We start from the raw sequence: 20060 nt of genomic DNA, 5'->3' as shown, positions 1-20060 counted from the left end.
CCGCGACCGGTGTCCAGAATCTCCGCCAGGCAGGGGAAGGGTCGTCACCGGCGTGACGCCGTAGACCGCCGGTACGGATGAGCCCCCGCCGGCGAGTGCCTGCGGGGGCGTTTGCTTCACACCGTCGCCCGTACGGTGGCTCCGGAGGGCCGAGCGTCAGGTGTACGGATCGAAGGGGATACCGGGCGGCTTCGCGTGGTCCAGGGCCCACTGGAAGTCGCCGTCGTCGATCTTGATCGTCGCCGAGCCGAAGTCCGCGCTCATGAGCTTGTCGCGGTATCCGGCCGGGTAGCCGTGCCAGCCGACCAGGCGCGGATAGAACCAGTTGCCCGTGGCGTTCTCCGCCGGCTCGTCGTTGCTGTTGGCGAAGCGGAAGCAGTGACTCGAGACGCCGTCCTTGTGGTAGACGATCTTCGGGTGGGTGCCGTCGAAGCGGATCGCCGAACGAGCGGCCACCTGGTAGGTGGTGTGCTGGGACACCGACACGTACTGGACCTCGTTGTTGTGGATCCACACGATGACGTGCTCCCAGTCGTGGGTGTGACCGAGGGCCGCCGGACCGAGGGTGATCTGGTCCTTCTCGAAGTAGCTGGCGTACATCACCGCGCACCAGCCGTTGTTGCACTTCGAGCGTGAGTACGTGTTGGCGTTGGCCAACTGGGCGTAGTCGTGGCACTTGCCGTTGACGTCGCCGCCGAGCTTCAGACCCGGGTTGATGGTGCCGTCGGCGCCGATGGCGGCGGTGGCGTAGCAGCCGTCACCGTCGTAGTCGTAGGCGGGGGAGAAGGTCTGATCCAGTCCGTCCGCGTTCTGCGGCAGCAGGGTCAGGACATTGGCGTGGGCGGTCGCCGGGACCGCGACGACGAGCGTCAGCGCGCCGAACGCTCCGAGGAGGACTTTGGCGAGGGGCCTCAACTTGCGCATCTCGACTCCTTGTTGAGCGCCGGTCGTCAGCAGTAGAGGTTGCTGCCCGGGGAGACGCCGAGGATCTGTGTGAAGCGCTGGTAGGCGTTCACCCGGCTCTGTACCTGGGCGGGGTTCTTGCCGTCGCACTCGAGGGAGCCGTTGATGGAGCGGATGGTCTGGCCGAAGCCGGCCTGGTTGACCATGGCGTTGTGCGGGGTCATGGTGCCGGGGCCGGTCTGGGTGTTCCAGTACCACAGGCCGGTCTTCCAGGCGACGGGCGCTTCGTTCTGGACCCGCCAGGGGTTGTTGAGCAGGTCGATGCCGAGGGCGTCGCCGGCGGCTTTGTAGTTGAAGTTCCAGCTGAGCTGGATGGGTCCGCGTCCGTAGTAGGCGGCTTGGCCTGCGGGGCAGCCGTAGGGCTGGTTCCAGTCGCAGTAGTGGGGGTAGTTGGCCTGGTTCTGCTCGACGATGTGGACGAGTCCGCCGGTCTCGTGGTTGACGTTGGCGAGGAAGGCCGCGGCCTCCTGCTTCTTCACCGTGTCGCTGCCGGTGTTGGCGAAGCCGGGGTAGGCGCTGAGGGCGGCGGTGAGGCCGCTGTACGTGTAGAAGGAGTTCCGGTTCGGGAACATCTGGTTGAACTGCGCCTCGCTGACGACGAATCCAGACGGGTTGCCGCCGCCTCCGCTCGCGGGCGCGTTCCACTTCTGGTTCGCGGCGCCGGTGCAGGTCCAGATCTGCAGCCGGGTGCCGTTGGCGCTGTTGTTGTCCCGGACGTCCAGGCACTTGTTCGCGGCCGGGTTGACGATGTCACGCGCCGCGCTGACCACCCACTGCTGGTTGGCGCCGCCCGAGCAGTCCCACAGCTGGACCGCCGCGCCGTCGGCGGTACTGCGGTCGACGACGTCCAGGCACTTGCCGAGCGCGCGCAGGGTCCCGTCACCGGGGTTGGACCAGGTCTGGGCGCCGGTGCCGTTGCAGTCGTAGAGCTGTACGGCGGTGCCGTTGGCGCTGGAGGCACCCGAGACGTCGACGCACTTGCCGGCGAGTCCGGTGATCGTGCCGTCGGCGGCCTGGGCGGGGGCCACGGTGAACAGGGTGGTGAGGAGGGCGGAGAGAACGGCGAGGACTGCCAGGCGGGGTCTGCGCTGGGTCAGGGACATGGCTGAGGACGCTCCTTGGTTGGTGTCGGGGGGTGGGCCGGCCGCCCCTCGGGCGGAGGGACGGCCGACGGCGGAGCTGGGTGACGCGCTACGGGTAGTTCGTCAGATTGGCCACGTTGGTCGTGGAGTTGGACGGGCCACCCGTGTTGTTGACGACGTGCCGGATGGTGCCCGTGCCGCCGAGCGAGACCGTCACCATGCTGGTGAAGCGGACGCCCCCGTTGTTCGGTGCCTCGATGGCACGCTCGGCGGCGACGCTCGGGTTGACGTTGAAGTAGCAGTAGCTGCCGACGCCGTAGGCCTGGTGGCTGGTGACGGTGTCGGCGACCTTGTAGGCGGCGTAGCCCTGTGTCGAGCCGTTCATCCAGGACGCCTGGTTCGGCGGGTCGTACGGCATCTCGTTCTGGTAGAAGTACGTCCGCCCGCCGTTGCCGTTCCAGATGGTCTGGTACTTCTGGTAGTGCTCGACGAACAGGCCGTACGCCGTGACGTTGTCACCGTTGACGATCAGGCCGGTGTCGCCGGTGTTGGTGGTCCAGCCGACGCCGTTGCCGTGGTCGGCGCGCCAGATCCAGGTGTGGTCGGCGATGACGTTGTCGCTGTTGATCACCAGGCTGGTGGTCGCCTTGCCGACGGCGGCGCCGCCGACACGGAAGTACACGTCGTGCAGGGACGTCGGGTTGGCGGCGTGCGAGGCGGAGGAGTTGCCGGGGCCGACCTCCACGAGGGTGCTGGAGTTGGTCGTGCCGGCGTCGAAGAGCACACCGGCGATCTTGACGCCGTCGACGTCGGCCACCCGCATGGCGGTGACGCCGTGGTCCGGGATGAACGTCGAGAGGCCCAGGCCGAGGACGACGGTGTCGGCGCGGTTGACCTGAAGCGTCTGGTCGAGGTGGTAGACACCGGGGGTGACCAGCAGATTCAGGCCCGAGGCCAGTGCGGAGTTGATCTGCGCGGCCGTCGCGCCCGGCCGCACGATGTAGAACCGGCTCAGCGGGAGCGAGCTGCCCGAGGCACCGTTGGTCCAGCTGATGCCGGTGGAGTTGGCCCGCGGTGCCGGCACGAACACCTGGTAGGCGCCGTTCTCGTCGACGTACAGGAACGGCTTCTCCCGGCTGACCGGGGTCTGCGCGACCGTGGTGTACGGCGGGCTGGGGAATTGGGTGGCCGGGACACCCTGGCTGCCGACGAAGACCATGTTCCAGTTGGAGCCGGTCCAGCTGCCGAGCTGGGAGTTGCGAGTCAGCCACTGCTGCTGGCTGCCGGAATTGACCTGACCGTCGACCTTGGTGTCGGCGAACAAGCCGCCGCTGGACCAGCCGTTGTCGTCCAGTACGACGTTGCCGCGCAGATGCATTCGGCGGTACGCCGACGCCTGCGAGACCGCCCAACGGTCGGTGCCGCTCGTCGGGTTGACGGACAGGTTCTCGGCGCCGCGCCAGAAGTTCTGCGTCGCGTTGCCCTGGAACCAGTCGGCCTCGGCGTGCACGGCCCCGTTGATCGTGACCGCGTCCGGGGACAGGCCGAGACCGGCGACCTGGGTGTAGAAGCCGACGTTGACGTCCGCGTTGTAGGAGCCCGGCTTGAACAGGACCGCGTAGCGCTGGGAGCCGAACTGGTTGGTCTCCTGCTGCTGGAAGATGGTGTTGAGCCTGCTCTGGATCGTGGACGCCGACATGGACGGGTCGAAGACGACGACGTTCGGGCCGAGGTCCGGATTGGTGCCCGACTGGGTCACGGGGACCACCTGGAAGCGCTGGGCGGCGCTGCCGTTGCACGTGTACTGCACGAACTGCACGCTGTCCGCGGTCGAGGCGCCGGGGTCGTCCAGGCATTTGCCGCTGTTGCGGTTGACGAAGTGGTAGGCGCCGCCGCCCTCGTGGACGGGCAGCCACTGCTGGTTGGCGCCGCCGCCGTAGGTCCACAGGTGCACGGGCGCGTTATCGGCTGTGGACACGTCGGCGACGTCCACGACCTGGTTGGTGTTGTTGCGGTTGTTGATACGGACGTAGCCGTCGCTGGTGGTGGTGAAGCTCCACTGCTGGGCCGTGGAGCCGTTGCACGAGTACTGCTGCACGACGGTGCCGTTGGCGGTGGCCGCCGACCGGGCGTCCAGGCATCGGCCGCTCGCGGCGTTCATGACGGTCGCGAAGTCGGTGGGCAGCGCGGCGACCGCGCTCTCCGCCGCAGGTGCCGCGGAGAGCAGGGAGGCGACGGCGGCGGCGGTGACCACCGCCGAAGCGGTTGATCTGCGGCGGCGCTTGAGTACGGAGCGCAACGAGGTGAGCACGGATTCTCCTTGCCGAAGGAGTGCGGGTGGTGGGGGCGGTGGGGGTGGCTGGTTCAGCCGGTGTACGCCGCGAAGACGCGGGTGTAGTCCCAGTCGGACTGGCTCACGCCCGAGCAGCTGTCGGCGGGGCCGCCGGTGCACGGGCGGTCGCGGTTGGCGGACCAGAACGTCAGGCGGGCCAGGTGGTGCTGCTGGGCGTAGGCGAGCATCGTGCGGAAGTCGGCGACCGTGACGGTCTCGCCCTGGTCGGTGATGCCGTTCATCGACGAGATGCCCATGAGCCGGTAGGTCTGGTCGTCGCTGTAGCCGTAGGCGTTCTTCAGCGCGTCCTTGAGGCCTTCGGCGGCCTGCGTGCTGAGGTTGCCCATGTTCTGGCCGACGCCGCCGAAGTTGAACGGCATGATCGTCCAGGCGTCCACGGTCAGACCGGAGGAGGCGGCGCGTTTGATCAGGCTGGTGTCGGGGCCGCTCTGCCCGGTGCCGATGGTGACGTAGACCTTGAGGCCGGGGTTGTTGTTCTTCACGGCCTTGAGCGCGTCGACCGTGCGCTGCTGCACGGTGGGGCTGTCGTAGGCGTCGGCCTCCAGATCGATGTCGATCGCCTTGAGCCCGAACGCGGTGATGACCCTCTGGTACGCGGCGGCCAGTTCACTCGCGCTGGAGCAGGAGCTCTCCAGCTTGTTGCCGCTCCACCCGCCGAAGGACGGGACGACGTCGCCGCCGTTCGCCCGAACGGTGTTGATCGTCTGCTGGTCGACACCGCCGGTCAGCGCCCGGCTGCCGTCCCACTGCGGGTTGCAGTAGCCGTTGCTGAGCACGAAGGCGAGGGTGAAGTACGTGACCCCGGTGGCGTTGGTGACCGTGGTGGGGTTCGGCGGGCTGCCCCAGCCGTTGTAGAGGTACGGCGCCACGGCCGTCGGCGGGGACGGGGCGGTGCCGTCGGGACTTGTGCCGGTGCCCGTGCCGGCCTGTGCGGGTGGCGCGCTGAGCAGGCCGGTGGCGAGGGAGAGGGCGGCGAAGGAGACAGCCGTGGGGAGAGATCTGGGCATGGGTGCAGAGGCCCTTCGTGGGGGGTGAACAACCGAGGCCGCGTTCACCGCATGAACGGTGAATGCGTCGCGCGTTGCGATGCTGACCCGTGAACCTAAAGGTCTGGACCACTTTCGTCAATACGTGAAGTAAGTCGTGAGGGACGTGAGTTACGGCTTCCGGCCAGGTGTCGGTCGCCCGCTCGGGCCTGCCCGCCCGGGTTGGGGGCGCTTGGCTGACCTTGGCCCATGCATGGCCCGGATGCTTGCGTAGCATCACCAGGACTCCACCTCGGTTACCGGGCGTCCCGCGTCCCGCACATGCTGCAGATTTACGTAGGCGAGCGCCGCCAGGCTCAGCTCGCTGACCGCTCCGCGTCACGTTCGACGGGTCTACCGGTGCGGCCGAAATGCTGTCTGTGCCCGGTGGATCGGGCCTGCGCCCCCGCTCAAGGGCGCACCCGAGCCGTGATGCGTATGGGCGATGATCTCCGCCGCGATGGAAAGGGCCGTCTCCTCGGGGGTACGGGCGCCGAGGTCGAGACCGATCGGGGAATGCAGGCGAGCGAGTTGCGCCTCCGGTACGCCGGCTTCGCGCAGCAATTCAAGGCGATGCGCGTGGGTGCGGCGCGAGCCCATCGCGCCCACGTAGCCCACCGGCAGGCTCAGTGCCAGGTGCAGCAGGGGGATGTCGAACTTGGCGTCGTGGGTGAGGACACACACCGTGGTGCGGGCGTCCACTTCGGTGGCGGCGAGGTAGCGGTGCGGCCAGTCGGCCACGACGTCGTCGGCGTGCGGGAAGCGCGCGTACGTGGCGAAGACGGGCCGGGCGTCGCACACCGTGACCCGGTAGCCGAGAAACCGGCCGATCTCGCTGAGCGCGCCTGCGAAGTCGACGGCGCCGAAGATCAACATCCGGGGACGGGACGCGTTGGTGTGGACGAGGAGGGACAGCCTCTCCGGGCACGTGGCCGCGTCTCCGCCGACCTCGACCCGACCCGTACGGCCCGCGCGCAGCAGGGCGCCGGCCTGGGCCGCCACCGCAGCTTCCCAGTCCTCTCCACCCACTGCTCCGTCCTCCGTGCTGCCGTCGCCGGCGACACTCAGGGTGCGGCCCAGGAGTTCTTCGGGCCCGTCGATGATCTGGGCCACGGTGACGGGTCGGCCGGACGCCACTTCGCCGAGGGCCGCGGCGAGGTGGGGCTGGTCGACCGGGTCGATCCGTTGCACCAGGACGTCCAGTTCGCCACCGCAGGTCAGGCCTACGGCGAAGGCGTCGTCGTCGGAGTAGCCGAACCGGGCCCGGGTCGGGGGCTCGTCGCCCTTGAGTACCTCGTGGCACAGCTCGTAGACGGCCCCCTCCACACATCCTCCGGACACGCTGCCGACCACGTTGCCGTCGCCGTCCACCGCCAGTGCGGTGCCGATGGGCAGCGGCGCGCTGCCGCTGACCTGGACCACGGTGGCGAGGGCGAAGGGGCGGGCCGCGCGGCACCAATCGTGCAGCGTGTCCGCGATGTTCAGCCTGGTCGGGGATCTCCAGAAGGGACAGCCTGGGCGGCGGTGCGGTGTGCACCGCCGTCCCAGGGTTGGGCTTACAACAGGGACTCGGCGGAGATGGGCAGCTCGCGCACCCGTCGGCCCGTCGCGTGGAAGACGGCGTTGGCGATCGCGGGGGCCACCCCCACCAGGACGACCTCGCCGAGGCCCTTGACGCCGAGCGGGTCGGCCTCGTCGTCCCGGCCGTCGACGTAGATCGCTCTGAGGTCGGGGACGTCGGCGTTGACCGGGACCAGGTAGTCGGCGAGGTTGGCGTTGACGATCCGGCCGTCGCGGTGGTCGGTGACGGTGTGTTCCAGCAGGGCCATGCCGATGCCGCCGGTCATGGCGCCGATGGCCTGGCTGTCGGCCAGCTTGGGGCTGATGATCCGGCCCGCGTCGAAGACGCCGAGCATCCGCCGCACCCGGACCAGGCCGAGGCGGGCGTCCACGGCGACCTCGGCGAACACCGCGCCGTACGCGTACATGGACGACCGTGACTGGCCTGGGCTCCAGGAGCCCATCGTCTCCAGGTACTCGCGGTTGTTGCGGGTGAGGAGCTGCCGGTACGTCTCCCCGCGCGCGGGGTTGTCCTTCACGTGCAGCCGGCCGCCGCGCACCACCACGTCACCGGCGTCGACGCCGTAGAGCGGTGAACGCGAGTCCCCGACGGCGAGTTCGATCGCCTGTCGGCGCAGCTTGTCGCAGCCGTTCTGGACGGTGGAGCCGACACTGGCCATGGTCAGCGAGCCGCCGTGGAGTGGGGCGGTGGGCATGTTCGTGTCGCCGAGGCGGAAGGTGACGTTGCGGACCGCGAGGCCGAGGGCGTCGGCGGCGACCTGCGTCATGGACGTGTAGGTGCCAGGGCCCATGTCGCTGGTCGAGGACTCGACCAGGGCGGTGCCGTCGGCGTCCAGCCGCACCGAGGCCTGGCCCGGGGCGCGCAGAGTGTCGTAGAGGGCGGTGGCCATGCCGGTGCCGGTCAGCCAGTCGCCGTCCCGGGTCGAGCGGGGCTTCGGGTTGCGGCGGCTCCAGTCGAACTCGCGGGCGCCGACGGTGTAGCACTCGCGCAGTCGCCGGGTGGAGAAGGGCCGTCCGCTGGCCTGGTCGTTGTCGGGTTCGTTGCGCAGCCGCAGCTCGATCGGGTCGATGCCGAGCTCCGCCGCTAGTTCGTCCATCGCGCTTTCGATGGGGAAGGCGGCGGTGGAGTAGCCCGGGCGGCGGCGCGGGTTCGGGGGCGTACCGTGCGGCTCGGACAGCGAGCTCGCGCAGGTGCTCGCGTTCGGCCTCTTCCAGACGCAGGGCGCGGGCGAGGGAGTCGAGCACAGAGGGACTGGGCCGGGTCTCCTTGCCGCCTTCCAGGCGGGCGTAGTAGTCGATGCTGATGCCGGCGAGGGTGGCCAGTTCCTCACGGCGCAGACCGGGTGTGCGGCGCAGTCCCGGGCCGACCGTGAGACCGGCCTCGGCGGGGGTGGTCCGGACCCGGCGGACGCGCAGGAAGCTGCCCAGCTCGGTGCCCCCCGCCGGTGGGCTGCTCACGTGTCATGCCTTCGAGTGTGCGGACCCGGGTGACCGGCCGGTAGGTGTGTGGGGCCGTGTCATGCCCCTGAACACGGTTCCCTGGCACGGCGCGGTCTGACAAGGCGATGCGTGTGAGCCCCGCAGGGCAGTGGCTGTCCGATGACCCCGACCAGGCAGGAGATCAGCCCCTCGGCGGTCGCTTCGGTGACGCCCAGCGACCGTCACTCGTTCGCCCTGATCGTTGCCTCATCGTCGACGGGGATGCCCAGTCGGCCGGCCAGGGTGGTGAGGGCTGTTCCCAGTGGGAGTGCGACCCGGGTGAGGGCGTGCCGGTCGCCGCGGGTCTGGTCCCGATTGACGATCAGCACCGGCTTCCCGGCCTGAGCTGCCTGGCGGACGAACCGGAGCCCGGACATCACCGTCAGCGAGGAACCCAGGACCAGCAGCGAGGCAGCCTCGCGGACCAGTTCGCGGCAGTGCTCGACCCGCGGCGGCGGAACGGTTTCGCCGAAGAACACCACGTCCGGTTTGAGGATGCCGCCGCAGACCGTGCAGGGCAGCACACGGAAGTCCCCGACCTGTTCGTCGGTGAGGTCGGCGTCGCCGTCCGGGTTGATTCCGGCGGCCACCGGCTCGAAGCCCGCATTGGCCTCCTCCAGCCGCCGGGCGAGTTCGCGGCGCGGGCTGAAGGCGCCGCAGGAAAGGCAGACGACCCGAGCCAGGCTGCCGTGCAGTTCCACGACGCCCTCGGTGCCGGCGGCCTGGTGCAGGCCGTCGACGTTCTGGGTGATCACGCCCGAGAGGAGGCCGTGGCGCGCGAACGCGGCCACGGCTCGGTGTCCGGCGTTGGGGCGGGCGCGGCCGAAGGTGCGCCAGCCGAGGTGGCTGCGCGCCCAGTACCGGCGCCGGGCCTGGCCATGGGCGGTGAAGTCCTGGTAGGTCATCGGAGTGTGCCGGCTCAGGCTCCCGCCCTCGCCGCGGTAGTCGGGGATGCCCGACTCCGTGGAGATGCCCGCCCCGCTGAGAACCAGCACACCACCAGTGCTCAGCACACCGGCGACCGGCTCCAGATCCGTGGTGCCCGGCGGCAGGTCCGCAGTCGGGGTCCAGCTCACAGTGGGGCGCATCCGCATGCCGCCAGGGTACGGAACAGGCTGCCACCCCGGTTTCCGCTGTCGATGGCGCCGGTGGTTCGGATGCTGCCGTGCACGATCCGCGTCGGGGGAGCGGTGTTCTGCGGACCGGGCTGCGGTGGCTTCTGTTTCCCCGGACGTCACCAACCTGTCCGGACAGCACACTGGGCCACGGCCGCAGTCACGTCCCCGACGGTCGCGGTTGTTCCGGTGGTACCGAGCTCTCGGCGGCCGCCATCCACTGGTCCAGGTCGGCCTGGGTGAACTCTGCCCACGGGGGGATCTCGGGGAGCTGGCGGAGGAGGTCGTAGGCCTCGGAGATCTTGGGGCCGCGGAGGACCGGGGAATGGCAGCCGGCGATGACCTCGGCGTTCAGGCGTTGGAAGTAGTCCACGACCGTCCGGAACTTCTGGGTGTCCAGCAACGCGACCCAGGGAGAGACCAGCCGTCCGCCGAAGAATTGGCCGTCGCGGAATTCGTCCGCGGACAACGCGGCAACGTCCGGCATCGGGGTGGGTACGTTCGTGGCGAAGGTGTCGACGGCCCACAGGACGTTGGTCTTCGGGTCGAAGAGGGCGCGGGTTGTGGGGTTGTCGTACAGGGGCGGTCGTTTGGCGACCAGGGTGCGGTCGCCCGCGTCGATCGTGTCGCCGTCGGTCATGAAGCGGCACCGGTTGATGGGGGTCTCCCACTCCTCGGCCATGCGGCCGATGGAGAACCATGTCGTCAGCAGGGTCGCGTTCGGGCATTCGGCGAGGACCGCCAGGAGGTTGCCGGCGTGGTCGCGGTCGTCGTGGGTGAGGAAGATCCACCGTACGTCCAGGGGATCCACGACGGACCAGGCTGCCTCCAGCCACTGGGAGCGCACTGCGGGCGCCCCGGTGTCCACGAGGACCGGTTCGGCTCCCCGGATCACCATCGAGTTCATCGGAAAGTGGCCGACCGGCGGGGCCTCGAGGGCCCACGGGATGACGAACGTCTCCTCGGCGATCTTGTGCGGCTGCAGAAGGTTGAACGTTTCCATGGTTGGCATCGCTGCTCTCCCTGGGACGGATTCGCCGCAGCATCCATGAATCCAGTGCAGCCCCGTGGCGGGCCATCGTCAAACGCAGCACGTTCATGAGTCCTCGTTGGTGTGCTGACGGGGACTCTGTGTTTGCGTGGGGCTGGTCTGCCGGCCCACTGCCCAGCCCAGGCCGCATGATCGCGGCCTTCTACCGACGCGCTCAGGCTTCGGGCATCGGCTGCATCTGAATTCCGTGCCGTGCGGCGATCTCGATGATGCGGTCAATGTCCGGCGGGGTGTCCGACCGGGGCGGCAGCTCGCGCCGCTGGGCGGGTTCGCCTGCCTCCGCGAAGAATTTGTCCACGTCGCCCGGGGTGTAGGTGACCAGGAGTCGGACGGTGCTGGTGGGCTCGAACCGCTCCAGGGTGCCCTCGGGGATGTGGAAGAAGGATCCAGGGCCGCCTTCGACTGTCTCGCCGCCGATGTGATAGCGGAGCGTTCCCTCGATGACGTAGACGCTCTCGGTGCCGGGGTGGGTGTGGGGCGGTGGGCCCATCCCCTCCGGAATGGTCATCTCCATGACGGTCATGGCGCCGTTGGTCTCGTCGCTCGACGCCTTGACCTCGTACAGGCCGTTCAGCATCCAGAATGCCTTGCCTTCACCGCTGTGACGCGCATGGGCGTTGTTCACCATGGGGCTCCGCTCCTTCCTCGGTGACCACATCTGTTCCCCGCCGCTGAGCCGGCAGAAGGCCGCCATCCGGGTGTGCGTGCCGGTGGATGCCGGGTGGCGTCACTGTGGCCGCGCCGCGTGATCATGTGCCGCTCGGCCTGATGGCCCAGGGGGAGACTGCGCAGTGTCCGCCGACGTACTGCTCATAGTGGCGCTGTACGACGTCGTCCCCACGCCCGCGATGGCGAAGCCGACCCCGTGACGCTCTGCGTGACCTTCACCGCCCCTACGACCTGCGGTCCAACGCCCTGCTGTCCTGCCGTACGGTCGCCGTCGAGGCTGATTACGGCCCCGCCGATCCGGTCGACTCCGAGGTGCGTTCCGAGTGACCACGCTCATGAGCAGGTGAGAAAGACGCCACCCTCCTGCCGTCGCCCCTGACTGGCAGAGGCGAGAAGCGCGCATCAAATCACAAAAGTGTAAATTTTGTTCTTTTCCGGACTCTGAATGAGTTCTACCCTCATGTACAGATGGCGGGCGGATGGCCGGCCAGTCGACCACCGCCGCTGTAACGAGCGGAGGCGGATATGAAAGCGTCGATACGACGGTCCGCGATCTTCGCAAGCGCGGCTGTTCTTGTGATAGCCGTCTGCGGTACGACGGGCACTGCCCAGGCCGAGCCGGGCGATGGTGAGCTCCAGTTCGGGTACGTCCTGCCGGAGACGGGACAGCTGGCCTACCTCGGCCCACCCCAGATCGAGTCGTTGAAGTTCGCGATACAGAAGATCAACGACGCCGGCGGAGTCCTGGGCAAGTCCGTGCCGGCGGTGGTCTCCAGTGACGAGGCGGGTCAGGAGGCCGTTGCCGCGCAGTCGGCGGACCGGGTCCTCGCGGCAGGAGTGGACGCGATCGTCGGCGCCGCGGCTTCCGGCATGTCGCTGGCGTTCATCGACCGGGTGACCGGAGCGGGCGTCGTGCAGTGTTCGGGGTCGAACACCGCTCCCACCTTCACCGACTACGAGGACGACGGCTTCTACTTCCGTACCGTCCCTAGCGACGCGTTGCAGGGGCCCATCCTGGCGGATGTCGTCCGCGACGACGGCCACGACCGGGTGGCCCTGGTCGCACGGGCGGACGACTACGGGCGCGGCCTGATGGAGGCCACCCAGAAGACGCTGGAGGAGCGCGGCGCGACGGTGACGCTCGCCGAGACCTACGACCCGAAGGCGAGCAACTTCGACCAGGTCGTCCAGCAGATAGAGAACTCCAGGCCGGACGCCGCCGTGGTGATCGCCTTCGAGGAAGGCACCCAGATCCTGCAGGGCATGATCGAGTCCGGACTCGGGCCCGACCAGATCGGCGTCTACGGCGCCGACGGACTGCGCAGCGAGGAACTGCCGTCGCTGGTCGCCCCGGGCGAGCCCGAGAAACTCTCCGGGATGAAGGGGACCGCGCCGGCGTCGGCGTCGAACGAGCAGTACGTGAAGGAGCTCAAGGAATTCGCGCCGGATCTGAAGGAGCTGCAGTTCGCACCGCAGGTGTTCGACTGCGTGACGACGATCGCGCTCGCCGCCGAGAAGGCGGAGTCCGACGACCCTGCCGAGTACGTGAAGGAGATGAACGGGATCACCAAGGACGGCGAGAAGTGCAACTCGTTCGCCGCCTGCAAGGAGCTGCTCGCCGACGGCAGGGACATCGACTACGACGGTGTGAGCGGTCCGCTCGACTTCACCGACAAGGGCGAACCCGGCCAGGCGTCGATCGAGGTGTACGGCTACAACGACAAGGGACAGCTGGAGACCCTGCGTATCGAGACCAGCAAGGCCGAGGGGTGACCGGGAGGACTGACAGCGGGAGTCAACGGACGCGGGCGAGCGTGCCGAGGTAGAGCTCGATCACCTTCTCGTCGTGCAGCAGGGCCGTACCCGTCCCCGTGTACGCGTTGCGGCCCTGGTCGAGGACATAGCCGCGGTCGCAGAGCTGCAGGCACCTGCGGGCGTTCTGCTCGACCATGAGCACGGCGACGCCCGCGCGGTTGATCATTCTGCACCGGTCGAAGACGTGGTCCTGATGGAGCGGTGACAGGCCGGCCGACGGCTCGTCGAGCAGCAGCAGCTGCGGCTCCATCATCAGCGCGCGGGCCATCGCGAGCATCTGGCGTTCGCCGCCGGACATCGCGTCGGCCTTCTGCTTGCGGCGGGCGGCCAGTACGGGGAAGAGCTCCTCGACCGCCGCGACCCGCCGCGCGTGGTCCTTGGGCCGCAGATAGACCCCCATCCGCAGGTTCTCCTCGACGGTCAGCGTGGGGAACACGTTCTGCAGCTGCGGTACGTAGCCCACGCCCCGCCGGACCAGCTCGTGCGCGGGCCGGCCGGTCACGTCCTCGCCGCGCAGCCGCACGGTCCCGCCGCGCACGCGCAGCAGCCCGAAGACGGCCTTGACCAGCGTCGATTTGCCGGCGCCGTTGGGGCCGATCACGCCGACCACCTCGCCCGGCCGCACCTCGATGCTGCATCCGCGCAGTACATCGACACCGGGGACGTAACCGGCGACGATGTCGTCGGCCGCCAGCACCGGTGCCTGTTCCTCGGCGGACATCGCTACTCCTCCCTGCCCTTCTCCTCGGTCGCCTCCGGCTCGTCGTGCCGCTTGCCCAGGTAGGCGTCCACGACGGCGGCGTTCCGGCCGATCGTGTGCGGTGGGCCCTCGGCCACCAGGCGGCCGTCGGCCATGACGGCCACCCAGTCGCTGATGCCCATCACCACGTCCATGTCGTGCTCGACGAAGCACACCGTCAGCCCCTCGTCGCGCAGCTGCGTGATGTGCCCGAGCAGCGACTGGGTCAGCGCGGGGTTGACCCCGGCCATCGGCTCGTCGAGCAGGAGCATGACCGGCCGGGCCATCAGCGCGCGGGCCAGTTCCAGCAGTTTGCGCTGACCGCCGGAGAGCGTGCCGGCATGGTCGTCGCGCAGTGGACCGAGCCGGAAGCGGTCCAGCAGTTCGGCGGCCCGGCGCTCGAACTCCCGCTCCTGCCCGCGCCACAGCGGTCGCAACAGTGCGGGCAGCACCCGCTCGCCGCGTTGCCCGGGCGCGGCGAGCAGCAGGTTCTCCAGCACGGTGAGCCGGGCGAGCGTCCTGGTGAGCTGGAACGTACGGACCAGTCCCCGCCGCGCCACCCGGTGCGCGGGCGAGCCGGTGAGCGGCTGTCCGTCGAACGACCACCGGCCGCCGTCGGCCCGGTCGAACCCGCTCACCACGTTGAACAACGTGGTCTTGCCGGCGCCGTTCGGCCCGATGAGCGCCGTGATGGCCCCGCGCTGCACCTCCAGGTGCTCGACCCGCACCGCGACGAGGCCGCCGAACGTGCGGGTCACCTGGTCCAGGACCAGCAGAGGATCGGGCTTGCGCACCCCCGGCTCGGGAGCGATCACCGAGAGCCGGCCCGCGGGGGAGACGACAGGGTCAGCGGCCACTGAGCAGCATCTCCTTCCTGCTGCCGAGGATGCCCTGCGGCCTGAACGCCACCAGCAGGATCAGGGCGACCCCGACCAGCGCGAAGCGCACCGCGCCGACCTCCGAGGTGCTGATGAGGTCCGGCGAGATGTACTCGGCGTCGATGGCCTGGCGCAGCGCGCTGTCGAGGAAGCTGAGGACGAACCAGAACAGGATCGAGCCGACGACCGGCCCGAGGATCCGCCCGGCGCCGCCGAGGACGAGCAGTGTGTACAGGAAGAACGTGACGCCCGGATCGTAGTTGTCCGGGTTCACGGACTGCACCTGGATCGCCTGCATCATGCCCGCGACCGCGCCGATGACGCCGCCGAGCACGAGGCTCTGCATCTTGTACACGTAGACGTTCTTGCCGAGGCTGCGCGCGGCGACCTCGTCTTCACGGATCGAGCGGATGACACGGCCCCACGGGCTGTGGATCAGCAGGGCGAGCAGGATTCCGACCACGAGCACCAGCGCCCATCCGATGATCATCACCCAGAGGTCGCGGGAACTGAACCTCACGAGCCACCCGCCATAGGTGCCGGGCTCGATGGGGTTGAGGGCGTAGAAGTCGTTCGCGAACCTCTGCAGCCCGAACACCCCGCCGGTGACCGGCTCGGCCCAGCTGGACCGGTAGAACAGCCGCAGTGCCTCCCCTGCCGCGATCGTGGTGATGGCGAGGTAGTCGGCGCGCAGTCGCAGGGTGGGCAGGCCGAGCAGGAGGGCCAGCACGATCGCGCAGGCGATGCCGCCCAGGACGCCGAGCCACATCGGGCCGTTGTACGTCGACACGGTGATGGCGAGCCCGTAGCCGCCGACCAGCATGAAACCGACCTGGCCGAAGTTCAGGAGCCCGGTGTAACCGAAGTGCAGGTTCAGCCCCATCGCGGCGAGCGCGTAGACGGCGGCGATGGGGCCGATTCCGGAGCGGAGTGCGTCGGAGAGGATGGTCGAGAAGTCCATGGCGCACTCCTCACCCGACGCGTTCGGCCCGGCCGAGGATGCCCTGCGGCCGGACGAGGAGAACGACGATGAGGACGAGCAGCGCCCACGCGTACTGCAGGTCAACCGGGAACCACAGGGTGGACATCTGGGCGACGACGCCGATGACGAGGCTGCCGACCATGGCACCGTAGGCGGAGCCGAGCCCTCCCAGGATGACCCCGGCGAACATGAGCAGCAGGAGCTTGAAGCCCATGTCCCAGGTGACGATCTCGACCAGGCCGAAGAAGACGCCGCCGAGTGCGGCCAGTCCGCCGGCGAGCATCCATACGAACAGCACCACCCGCTGCACGTCGATGCCCGACGCCTCCGCGAGGTCACGGTTGGCCGAGACGGCTCGGACAGCGGTGCCGATCCGCGTCTTTTGCAGGAGCGCGGCGACCGCGAGCAGCACCAGTACGGCGAGGAGGGTGACCGTGAGGTCGCGTGGGGTGATGCCGGCAGGACCCAGGTCGATCGCGCTCTGGATGTCGTACTGCGCGTAGGAGGCAGGCCGGGTTCCGTACAGCACGAGCACGACGTGCCGCAGCAGCAGCGAGAGCCCGATGGTGACGATGAACATGTTGATCAGGCCGGTGCCCCGGGCCCGCAGTGGGCGCCAGATGCCGCGCTCGACGGCCCCGCCCAGCAGGGCGCCGAAGGCCACCGCGGCGATGGCGGCGGGGATCAGGTGCCAGCCCGGGCCGGCCGCGGAGACGTTGAGGAAGAGCGCGAAGGTCGCTCCGATCGTGACGAACTCACCGTGCGCGAAGTTGATCAGGTGGATGGTTCCGAAGATCAGCGAGAGCCCGACCGATGTGATCGCGATGATCACCCCGAACTGGATGCCGTCGATCAGCGCCTGCAGAGCGCGCGCGGCGAACGTGGGGCCGCGCGGGACTTCCTCACCCTGGGCCCGTGCGGAGATCGCGGGGACCATGACGAGGACCAGGGCGAGGGCCGGTACGAGCATCCGCTGATAGCGCATGGCGGATCCGGTATGTCAAGGACATCCCTTATGGGCTCAGTGTAGGTGCAGGTCGGGGCGGTGACACGGGCTGCGGGCCACCGTGGGTGCCCACGGAGAACAGAGGATGCGGGTGGTGCCTTCTACGCGCTTGTGCGTGACGTGCAGCGCCTGCGAACTGGTCGGACGGCCTGACCAGTCGGTGCCAGTGTCTGACGTGTCTTCCGTCGTTGGCCCGGGTGTGCTGTTGGCTGGCGCGCAGCCCAGGGTCCGGTCAGCGGAGATTGAGAAGGCCGGCTTCGACGACGGCGCGGCCGAAGGGGCTCGCGAGTTCGGCGAGGCGTTCGCAGTCGGTGTCGCCCAGGGCGGCGTAGGCGGGAAGGGCCAGGCGGTCGGTGCGGTCCTCGATGTGCCGGCGCAGGAGTACGCCTTCCGGGCTGAGGGAGTCGCCGTCGAGGAGCCCTCGCTTGCGTAGGCGCTCCTGGGTGCCGGCCCACTCCTCCTCGGGCCATGCGCGGCTCGCCTTGAGGAAGTCGACGGGGACCTCGCCGGTGGCGGCGTGCAGAACCAGGGCTTCCAGGGCCCCGACGCCCTCGCTCAGCAGGCATGCGACATGGCCGTCTCCACGGAACTCCCGGAGCAGGGTCTGGGCGTGCCACAGTTGCAGTACCGGCTCCTCCGGCCAGGGCAGTGCGGCATGCGCGGCGAACAGCGGGCGGCCCTGGGCGTGTTCGCAGGCTGCCTCGGCGGCCCGGCGGGTCAGTGCCAGGACCTCGTCCAGGGCGGGCAGTTCGTGGATTCCCGCCCGCCGCAGGGCTTCACCCGCCGCGGCGTACCGCGCGTCCAGCACCTGCTGCGGCGTCGTTGCGTCCCAGGCCCCGTCGAGCGCCTGCCGTACGAGATCGGGGCAGAAGTTGTAGAAGGTCGAGATGACCAGCTCGGCGGATGCTCGGCCGAACGCGGCGCTCCGGGAGGTGAAATAGCCGGCGCGTCCGCTCAGCCCGAGGTCCGCGTACCGACGCCTTGCCTCGGGGACGAAATAGATCATGCCGTGTACGGGCTCGAGTCCTCGCCAGGCCGCGCGCGCTGACTTCATGGTCACCTCTCCGGAGAGTCGACGAACGGGGTATTCGCTGCGGTTCCGTACTCGCCGTGCGTTTGCAGGTGTTCGAGCAGCAGGCGGCTCAGCGTCTCGGGCGCCTCCTCGGGGATCCAGTGGCTGACGCCTTGGAGGGTCTCGAACCGGTACGGCCCGTTGACCCACCGCCCGGTCTCCTGTGCCGCCGTCGCGCCGAACGCGCTGTCGCCCGTGCTCCAGACGTACAGCGTGGGCACGTCGATGACGCCGATCGCGCCATCGGGGCGGCCTGCCCGGTACCAGTTCAGCGCCGCGGTGAGAGCGCCCGGCTGGGACAGGTGCGACACGTAGGCGTCCGCACTGTCTTGCGGAACCTTTCCGGCGTAGAACTCGCGAAGCTCTTGGGCATCGTGGGCGAGCATGCGCTCCTCGGTCGCGGGTGTCTCGCGCCAGTCGATCATGTAGCGGGAGCGTTCGCGCTGATCCTCGTCGGTGCGCAGGGTGCCGGCCAGAGCGCCGGGGTGCGGGGTGGAGACAACCGTCAAGGTGCGTACGCGGCCGGGGTGGGCGTGCGCGGTCCACCAGGCCACCGCGCCTCCCCAGTCATGGCCGACCAGGTCGAACGCCGCCCAGCCCAGTTCCTCGCTGAGGGCGACCACGTCGTCTACGAGAAGGCTGATGCGATAGTCCTCGGGCCGCTGGGGGCGGGCGCCGGGGGAGTACCCACGCTGGTCGGGTGCCACCACCCGGTAGCCGTGCGCGGCCAGCGCCTGGATCTGCCGTCGCCACACCAGCCCCGTCTGCGGGAAGCCGTGCAGCAGCAGCACCGGGCGGCCCTCGGGCGGACCCGCCGCGATCGCGTCGAACACGCCCGCAGCCGTGGAGATGCTCAGCTGAGTCACGATCCACCCTTCGTACCGACTGGTCGGTAGCTTTCAGGTAGGGGTGCGGGCTGTCAAGACCTGGTCGTGATTGAACCTGACGCCGAATTCAACTATAACCGTCGGGAGGTCAACCCCTGGCACCCCTGCGGCCATGACATGCCATCGGTCGCCCGAGGAGACGGTCAATGAGCCCTCTCCGTACAGCAGTTGGCGTTCGGCACCGCCTACCGGCAATCGAGCCCGGCTCACGGAGCTCGGAGCTCCGGTCCCGCAGCCCCGGACGAACCGGACCAACAGGAAACAGTGAGGCGACATGAGGGAAGCAGTCATCGTTTCGACGGCACGGACGCCTATCGGAAAGGCTTACCGCGGCGCGTTCAACGACACCCAGGCGCAGGAACTTGCCGCCCATGCCCTTTCGCACGCGGTGCAGCGCGCCGGGCTCGAGGGAGGTGAGGTCGAGGACGTGATCTTCGGCTGCGCCGTGCAGCAGGGGTCCGCGGGCTTCAACGTCGCGCGTCAGGCTGCTCTGCGTGCCGGGCTTCCGGACATCGTGCCGGGGATGACGATCGACCGGCAGTGCTCGTCGGGTCTGATGGCCATTGCGACGGCCGCCAAGCAGATAGTCGCGGACGGAATGCAGGTCGCTGTCGGCGGCGGTGTCGAGTCGATCTCCCTGGTCCAGAACGACCACATGAACACCCACCGCATGGCGGATCCCTGGCTGGTCGAGCACAAGCCGAGCATCTACCTGCCGATGCTGCACACGGCGGAGATCGTCGCCGAACGCTACGGCGTGAGCCGGGAACGCCAGGACGAGTTCGCGCTGGTGTCACAGCAGCGCACCGCGGCGGCGCAGGAGGCCGGCCGGTTCGACCAGGAGATCGTCGCGCTCGACAGCGTCAAGAAGGTCCGGGACAAGCAGACCGGGGAGGTGCGGGACGAGGCCGTGACCCTGACTCGGGACGAGGGCAACCGCGCGTCGACGACGCTCGAGGGCCTGGCCGGGTTGGCGCCGGTGCTGCCCGACGGTCAGGTGAGCGCGCATTCCAGTGTCACGGCGGGCAACTCCTCGCAGTTGTCGGACGGGGCTTCGGCGTCGGTGCTGATGGAGTCGAAGGAGGCCGAGCGCCGGGGACTGGAACCGCTGGGCGTCTACCGGGGTATGACCGTTGCAGGTTGCGGGCCGGACGAGATGGGCATCGGTCCGGTGTTCGCCATTCCGAAGCTGCTGAAGCAGCACGATCTCAGCATCGACGACATCGGCCTGTGGGAACTCAACGAGGCGTTCGCTTCCCAGGCGCTGTACTGCCGGGACGAACTGCACATCGACCCGGAGCGGTTCAACGTCAATGGCGGCGCCATCTCGGTCGGTCACCCGTACGGAATGACCGGCGCCCGG

15 protein-coding genes and 3 pseudogenes are annotated in these 20060 nt (G+C 69.1%); 2 read left to right on the top strand and 16 right to left on the bottom strand.

All coding sequences use genetic code 11. The features are described 5' to 3' along the window. Positions 1–156 precede the first annotated feature (156 nt). The 10 genes and pseudogenes from ABD932_RS28650 to ABD932_RS28605 all read right to left on the bottom strand — a co-directional run bounded on the left by ABD932_RS28650 (position 157) and on the right by ABD932_RS28605 (position 11277). Complete coding sequence (locus tag ABD932_RS28650) at positions 157–924, bottom strand: NPP1 family protein (RefSeq protein ID WP_345016808.1); 768 nt, start codon at positions 922–924, stop codon at positions 157–159. A gap of 26 nt (positions 925–950) precedes the next feature. After that, positions 951–2066, bottom strand: coding sequence for a glycoside hydrolase family 19 protein (locus tag ABD932_RS28645; RefSeq protein WP_345016806.1), 1116 nt, complete (start codon positions 2064–2066; stop codon positions 951–953). 88 nt (positions 2067–2154) lie between these two features. Further along, positions 2155–4299 carry an RICIN domain-containing protein gene (locus tag ABD932_RS28640; RefSeq protein ID WP_345017077.1) on the bottom strand — a complete coding sequence of 715 codons (2145 nt, stop codon included), beginning with the start codon at positions 4297–4299 and terminating at the stop codon, positions 2155–2157. A gap of 110 nt (positions 4300–4409) precedes the next feature. Continuing rightward, positions 4410–5294 (bottom strand): annotated as a pseudogene (locus ABD932_RS28635) (chitinase); the annotation flags it as partial. A gap of 483 nt (positions 5295–5777) precedes the next feature. Continuing rightward, positions 5778–6908 (bottom strand): XdhC family protein, encoded by a 1131-nt coding sequence (locus tag ABD932_RS28630; protein ID WP_345017075.1) that lies wholly within the window; start codon positions 6906–6908, stop codon positions 5778–5780. Positions 6909–6979: 71 nt separating this feature from the next. Further along, positions 6980–8146 (bottom strand): annotated as a pseudogene (locus ABD932_RS28625) (xanthine dehydrogenase family protein molybdopterin-binding subunit); the annotation flags it as partial. After that, a pseudogene (locus ABD932_RS28620) lies at positions 8139–8462 on the bottom strand (helix-turn-helix domain-containing protein); the annotation flags it as partial. The pseudogenes ABD932_RS28625 and ABD932_RS28620, both read right to left, overlap by 8 nt. 203 nt (positions 8463–8665) lie before the next feature. Further along, positions 8666–9577: an NAD-dependent protein deacetylase gene (locus ABD932_RS28615; RefSeq protein WP_345016804.1), complete on the bottom strand. Its 912-nt coding sequence runs from the start codon at positions 9575–9577 to the stop codon at positions 8666–8668. 181 nt (positions 9578–9758) lie between these two features. After that, positions 9759–10610 carry an MBL fold metallo-hydrolase gene (locus ABD932_RS28610; RefSeq protein WP_345016802.1) on the bottom strand — a complete coding sequence of 284 codons (852 nt, stop codon included), beginning with the start codon at positions 10608–10610 and terminating at the stop codon, positions 9759–9761. A gap of 193 nt (positions 10611–10803) precedes the next feature. Next, positions 10804–11277 (bottom strand): cupin domain-containing protein, encoded by a 474-nt coding sequence (locus ABD932_RS28605; protein WP_345016800.1) that lies wholly within the window; start codon positions 11275–11277, stop codon positions 10804–10806. 566 nt (positions 11278–11843) lie between these two features. On the opposite strand from ABD932_RS28605, the gene ABD932_RS28600 reads away from it, so the two are divergent. Then, positions 11844–13091, top strand: coding sequence for an ABC transporter substrate-binding protein (locus ABD932_RS28600; protein WP_345016798.1), 1248 nt, complete (start codon positions 11844–11846; stop codon positions 13089–13091). 22 nt (positions 13092–13113) lie between these two features. On the opposite strand, the gene ABD932_RS28595 is transcribed toward ABD932_RS28600, so the two are convergent. From ABD932_RS28595 to ABD932_RS28570, 6 genes are all read right to left on the bottom strand, one after another. Further along, positions 13114–13854, bottom strand: coding sequence for an ABC transporter ATP-binding protein (locus ABD932_RS28595; protein WP_345016796.1), 741 nt, complete (start codon positions 13852–13854; stop codon positions 13114–13116). A gap of 2 nt (positions 13855–13856) precedes the next feature. Continuing rightward, positions 13857–14729, bottom strand: a complete 873-nt coding sequence (locus ABD932_RS28590) for an ABC transporter ATP-binding protein (RefSeq protein ID WP_345016794.1) — start codon at positions 14727–14729, stop codon at positions 13857–13859. Beyond that, positions 14719–15711 carry a branched-chain amino acid ABC transporter permease gene (locus ABD932_RS28585; protein WP_345016792.1) on the bottom strand — a complete coding sequence of 331 codons (993 nt, stop codon included), beginning with the start codon at positions 15709–15711 and terminating at the stop codon, positions 14719–14721. The genes ABD932_RS28590 and ABD932_RS28585 overlap by 11 nt, the downstream gene beginning before the upstream one ends. 10 nt (positions 15712–15721) lie before the next feature. Continuing rightward, the gene (locus ABD932_RS28580; RefSeq protein WP_345016790.1) at positions 15722–16717 is read right to left on the bottom strand and encodes a branched-chain amino acid ABC transporter permease; all 996 of its coding nucleotides are present in this window, start codon (positions 16715–16717) and stop codon (positions 15722–15724) included. 253 nt (positions 16718–16970) lie between these two features. After that, positions 16971–17792 carry an SCO6745 family protein gene (locus tag ABD932_RS28575; protein WP_345016788.1) on the bottom strand — a complete coding sequence of 274 codons (822 nt, stop codon included), beginning with the start codon at positions 17790–17792 and terminating at the stop codon, positions 16971–16973. A gap of 2 nt (positions 17793–17794) precedes the next feature. Next, positions 17795–18676: an alpha/beta fold hydrolase gene (locus tag ABD932_RS28570; RefSeq protein ID WP_345016786.1), complete on the bottom strand. Its 882-nt coding sequence runs from the start codon at positions 18674–18676 to the stop codon at positions 17795–17797. Between the two features lie 295 nt (positions 18677–18971). Between ABD932_RS28570 and ABD932_RS28565 the strand changes: the two genes are divergently transcribed. Continuing rightward, positions 18972–20060: acetyl-CoA C-acyltransferase (locus tag ABD932_RS28565; protein WP_345016783.1), on the top strand; the 1089-nt coding region annotated here is incomplete at its 3' end.

The sequence above is a fragment of the Streptomyces shaanxiensis genome (genome assembly GCF_039537145.1).
GTDB classification, from domain to species: Bacteria; Actinomycetota; Actinomycetes; order Streptomycetales; family Streptomycetaceae; genus Streptomyces; species Streptomyces shaanxiensis.
Note: the sequence above shows the minus strand (reverse complement) of the source record. Positions and strands in the feature narration are given on the sequence as shown.

Excerpts from the sequence above, each read along its gene's own strand:
- ABD932_RS28650 (WP_345016808.1), bottom strand. The coding sequence starts at position 924 with ATGCGCAAGTTGAGGCCCCTCGCCAAAGTCCTCCTCGGAGCGTTCGGC.
- ABD932_RS28645 (WP_345016806.1), bottom strand. The coding sequence starts at position 2,066 with ATGTCCCTGACCCAGCGCAGACCCCGCCTGGCAGTCCTCGCCGTTCTC.
- ABD932_RS28615 (WP_345016804.1), bottom strand. The coding sequence starts at position 9,577 with ATGCGGATGCGCCCCACTGTGAGCTGGACCCCGACTGCGGACCTGCCG.
- ABD932_RS28610 (WP_345016802.1), bottom strand. The coding sequence starts at position 10,610 with ATGCCAACCATGGAAACGTTCAACCTTCTGCAGCCGCACAAGATCGCC.
- ABD932_RS28605 (WP_345016800.1), bottom strand. The coding sequence starts at position 11,277 with ATGGTGAACAACGCCCATGCGCGTCACAGCGGTGAAGGCAAGGCATTC.
- ABD932_RS28600 (WP_345016798.1), top strand. The coding sequence starts at position 11,844 with ATGAAAGCGTCGATACGACGGTCCGCGATCTTCGCAAGCGCGGCTGTT.
- ABD932_RS28595 (WP_345016796.1), bottom strand. The coding sequence starts at position 13,854 with ATGTCCGCCGAGGAACAGGCACCGGTGCTGGCGGCCGACGACATCGTC.
- ABD932_RS28585 (WP_345016792.1), bottom strand. The coding sequence starts at position 15,711 with ATGGACTTCTCGACCATCCTCTCCGACGCACTCCGCTCCGGAATCGGC.
- ABD932_RS28580 (WP_345016790.1), bottom strand. The coding sequence starts at position 16,717 with ATGCGCTATCAGCGGATGCTCGTACCGGCCCTCGCCCTGGTCCTCGTC.
- ABD932_RS28575 (WP_345016788.1), bottom strand. The coding sequence starts at position 17,792 with ATGAAGTCAGCGCGCGCGGCCTGGCGAGGACTCGAGCCCGTACACGGC.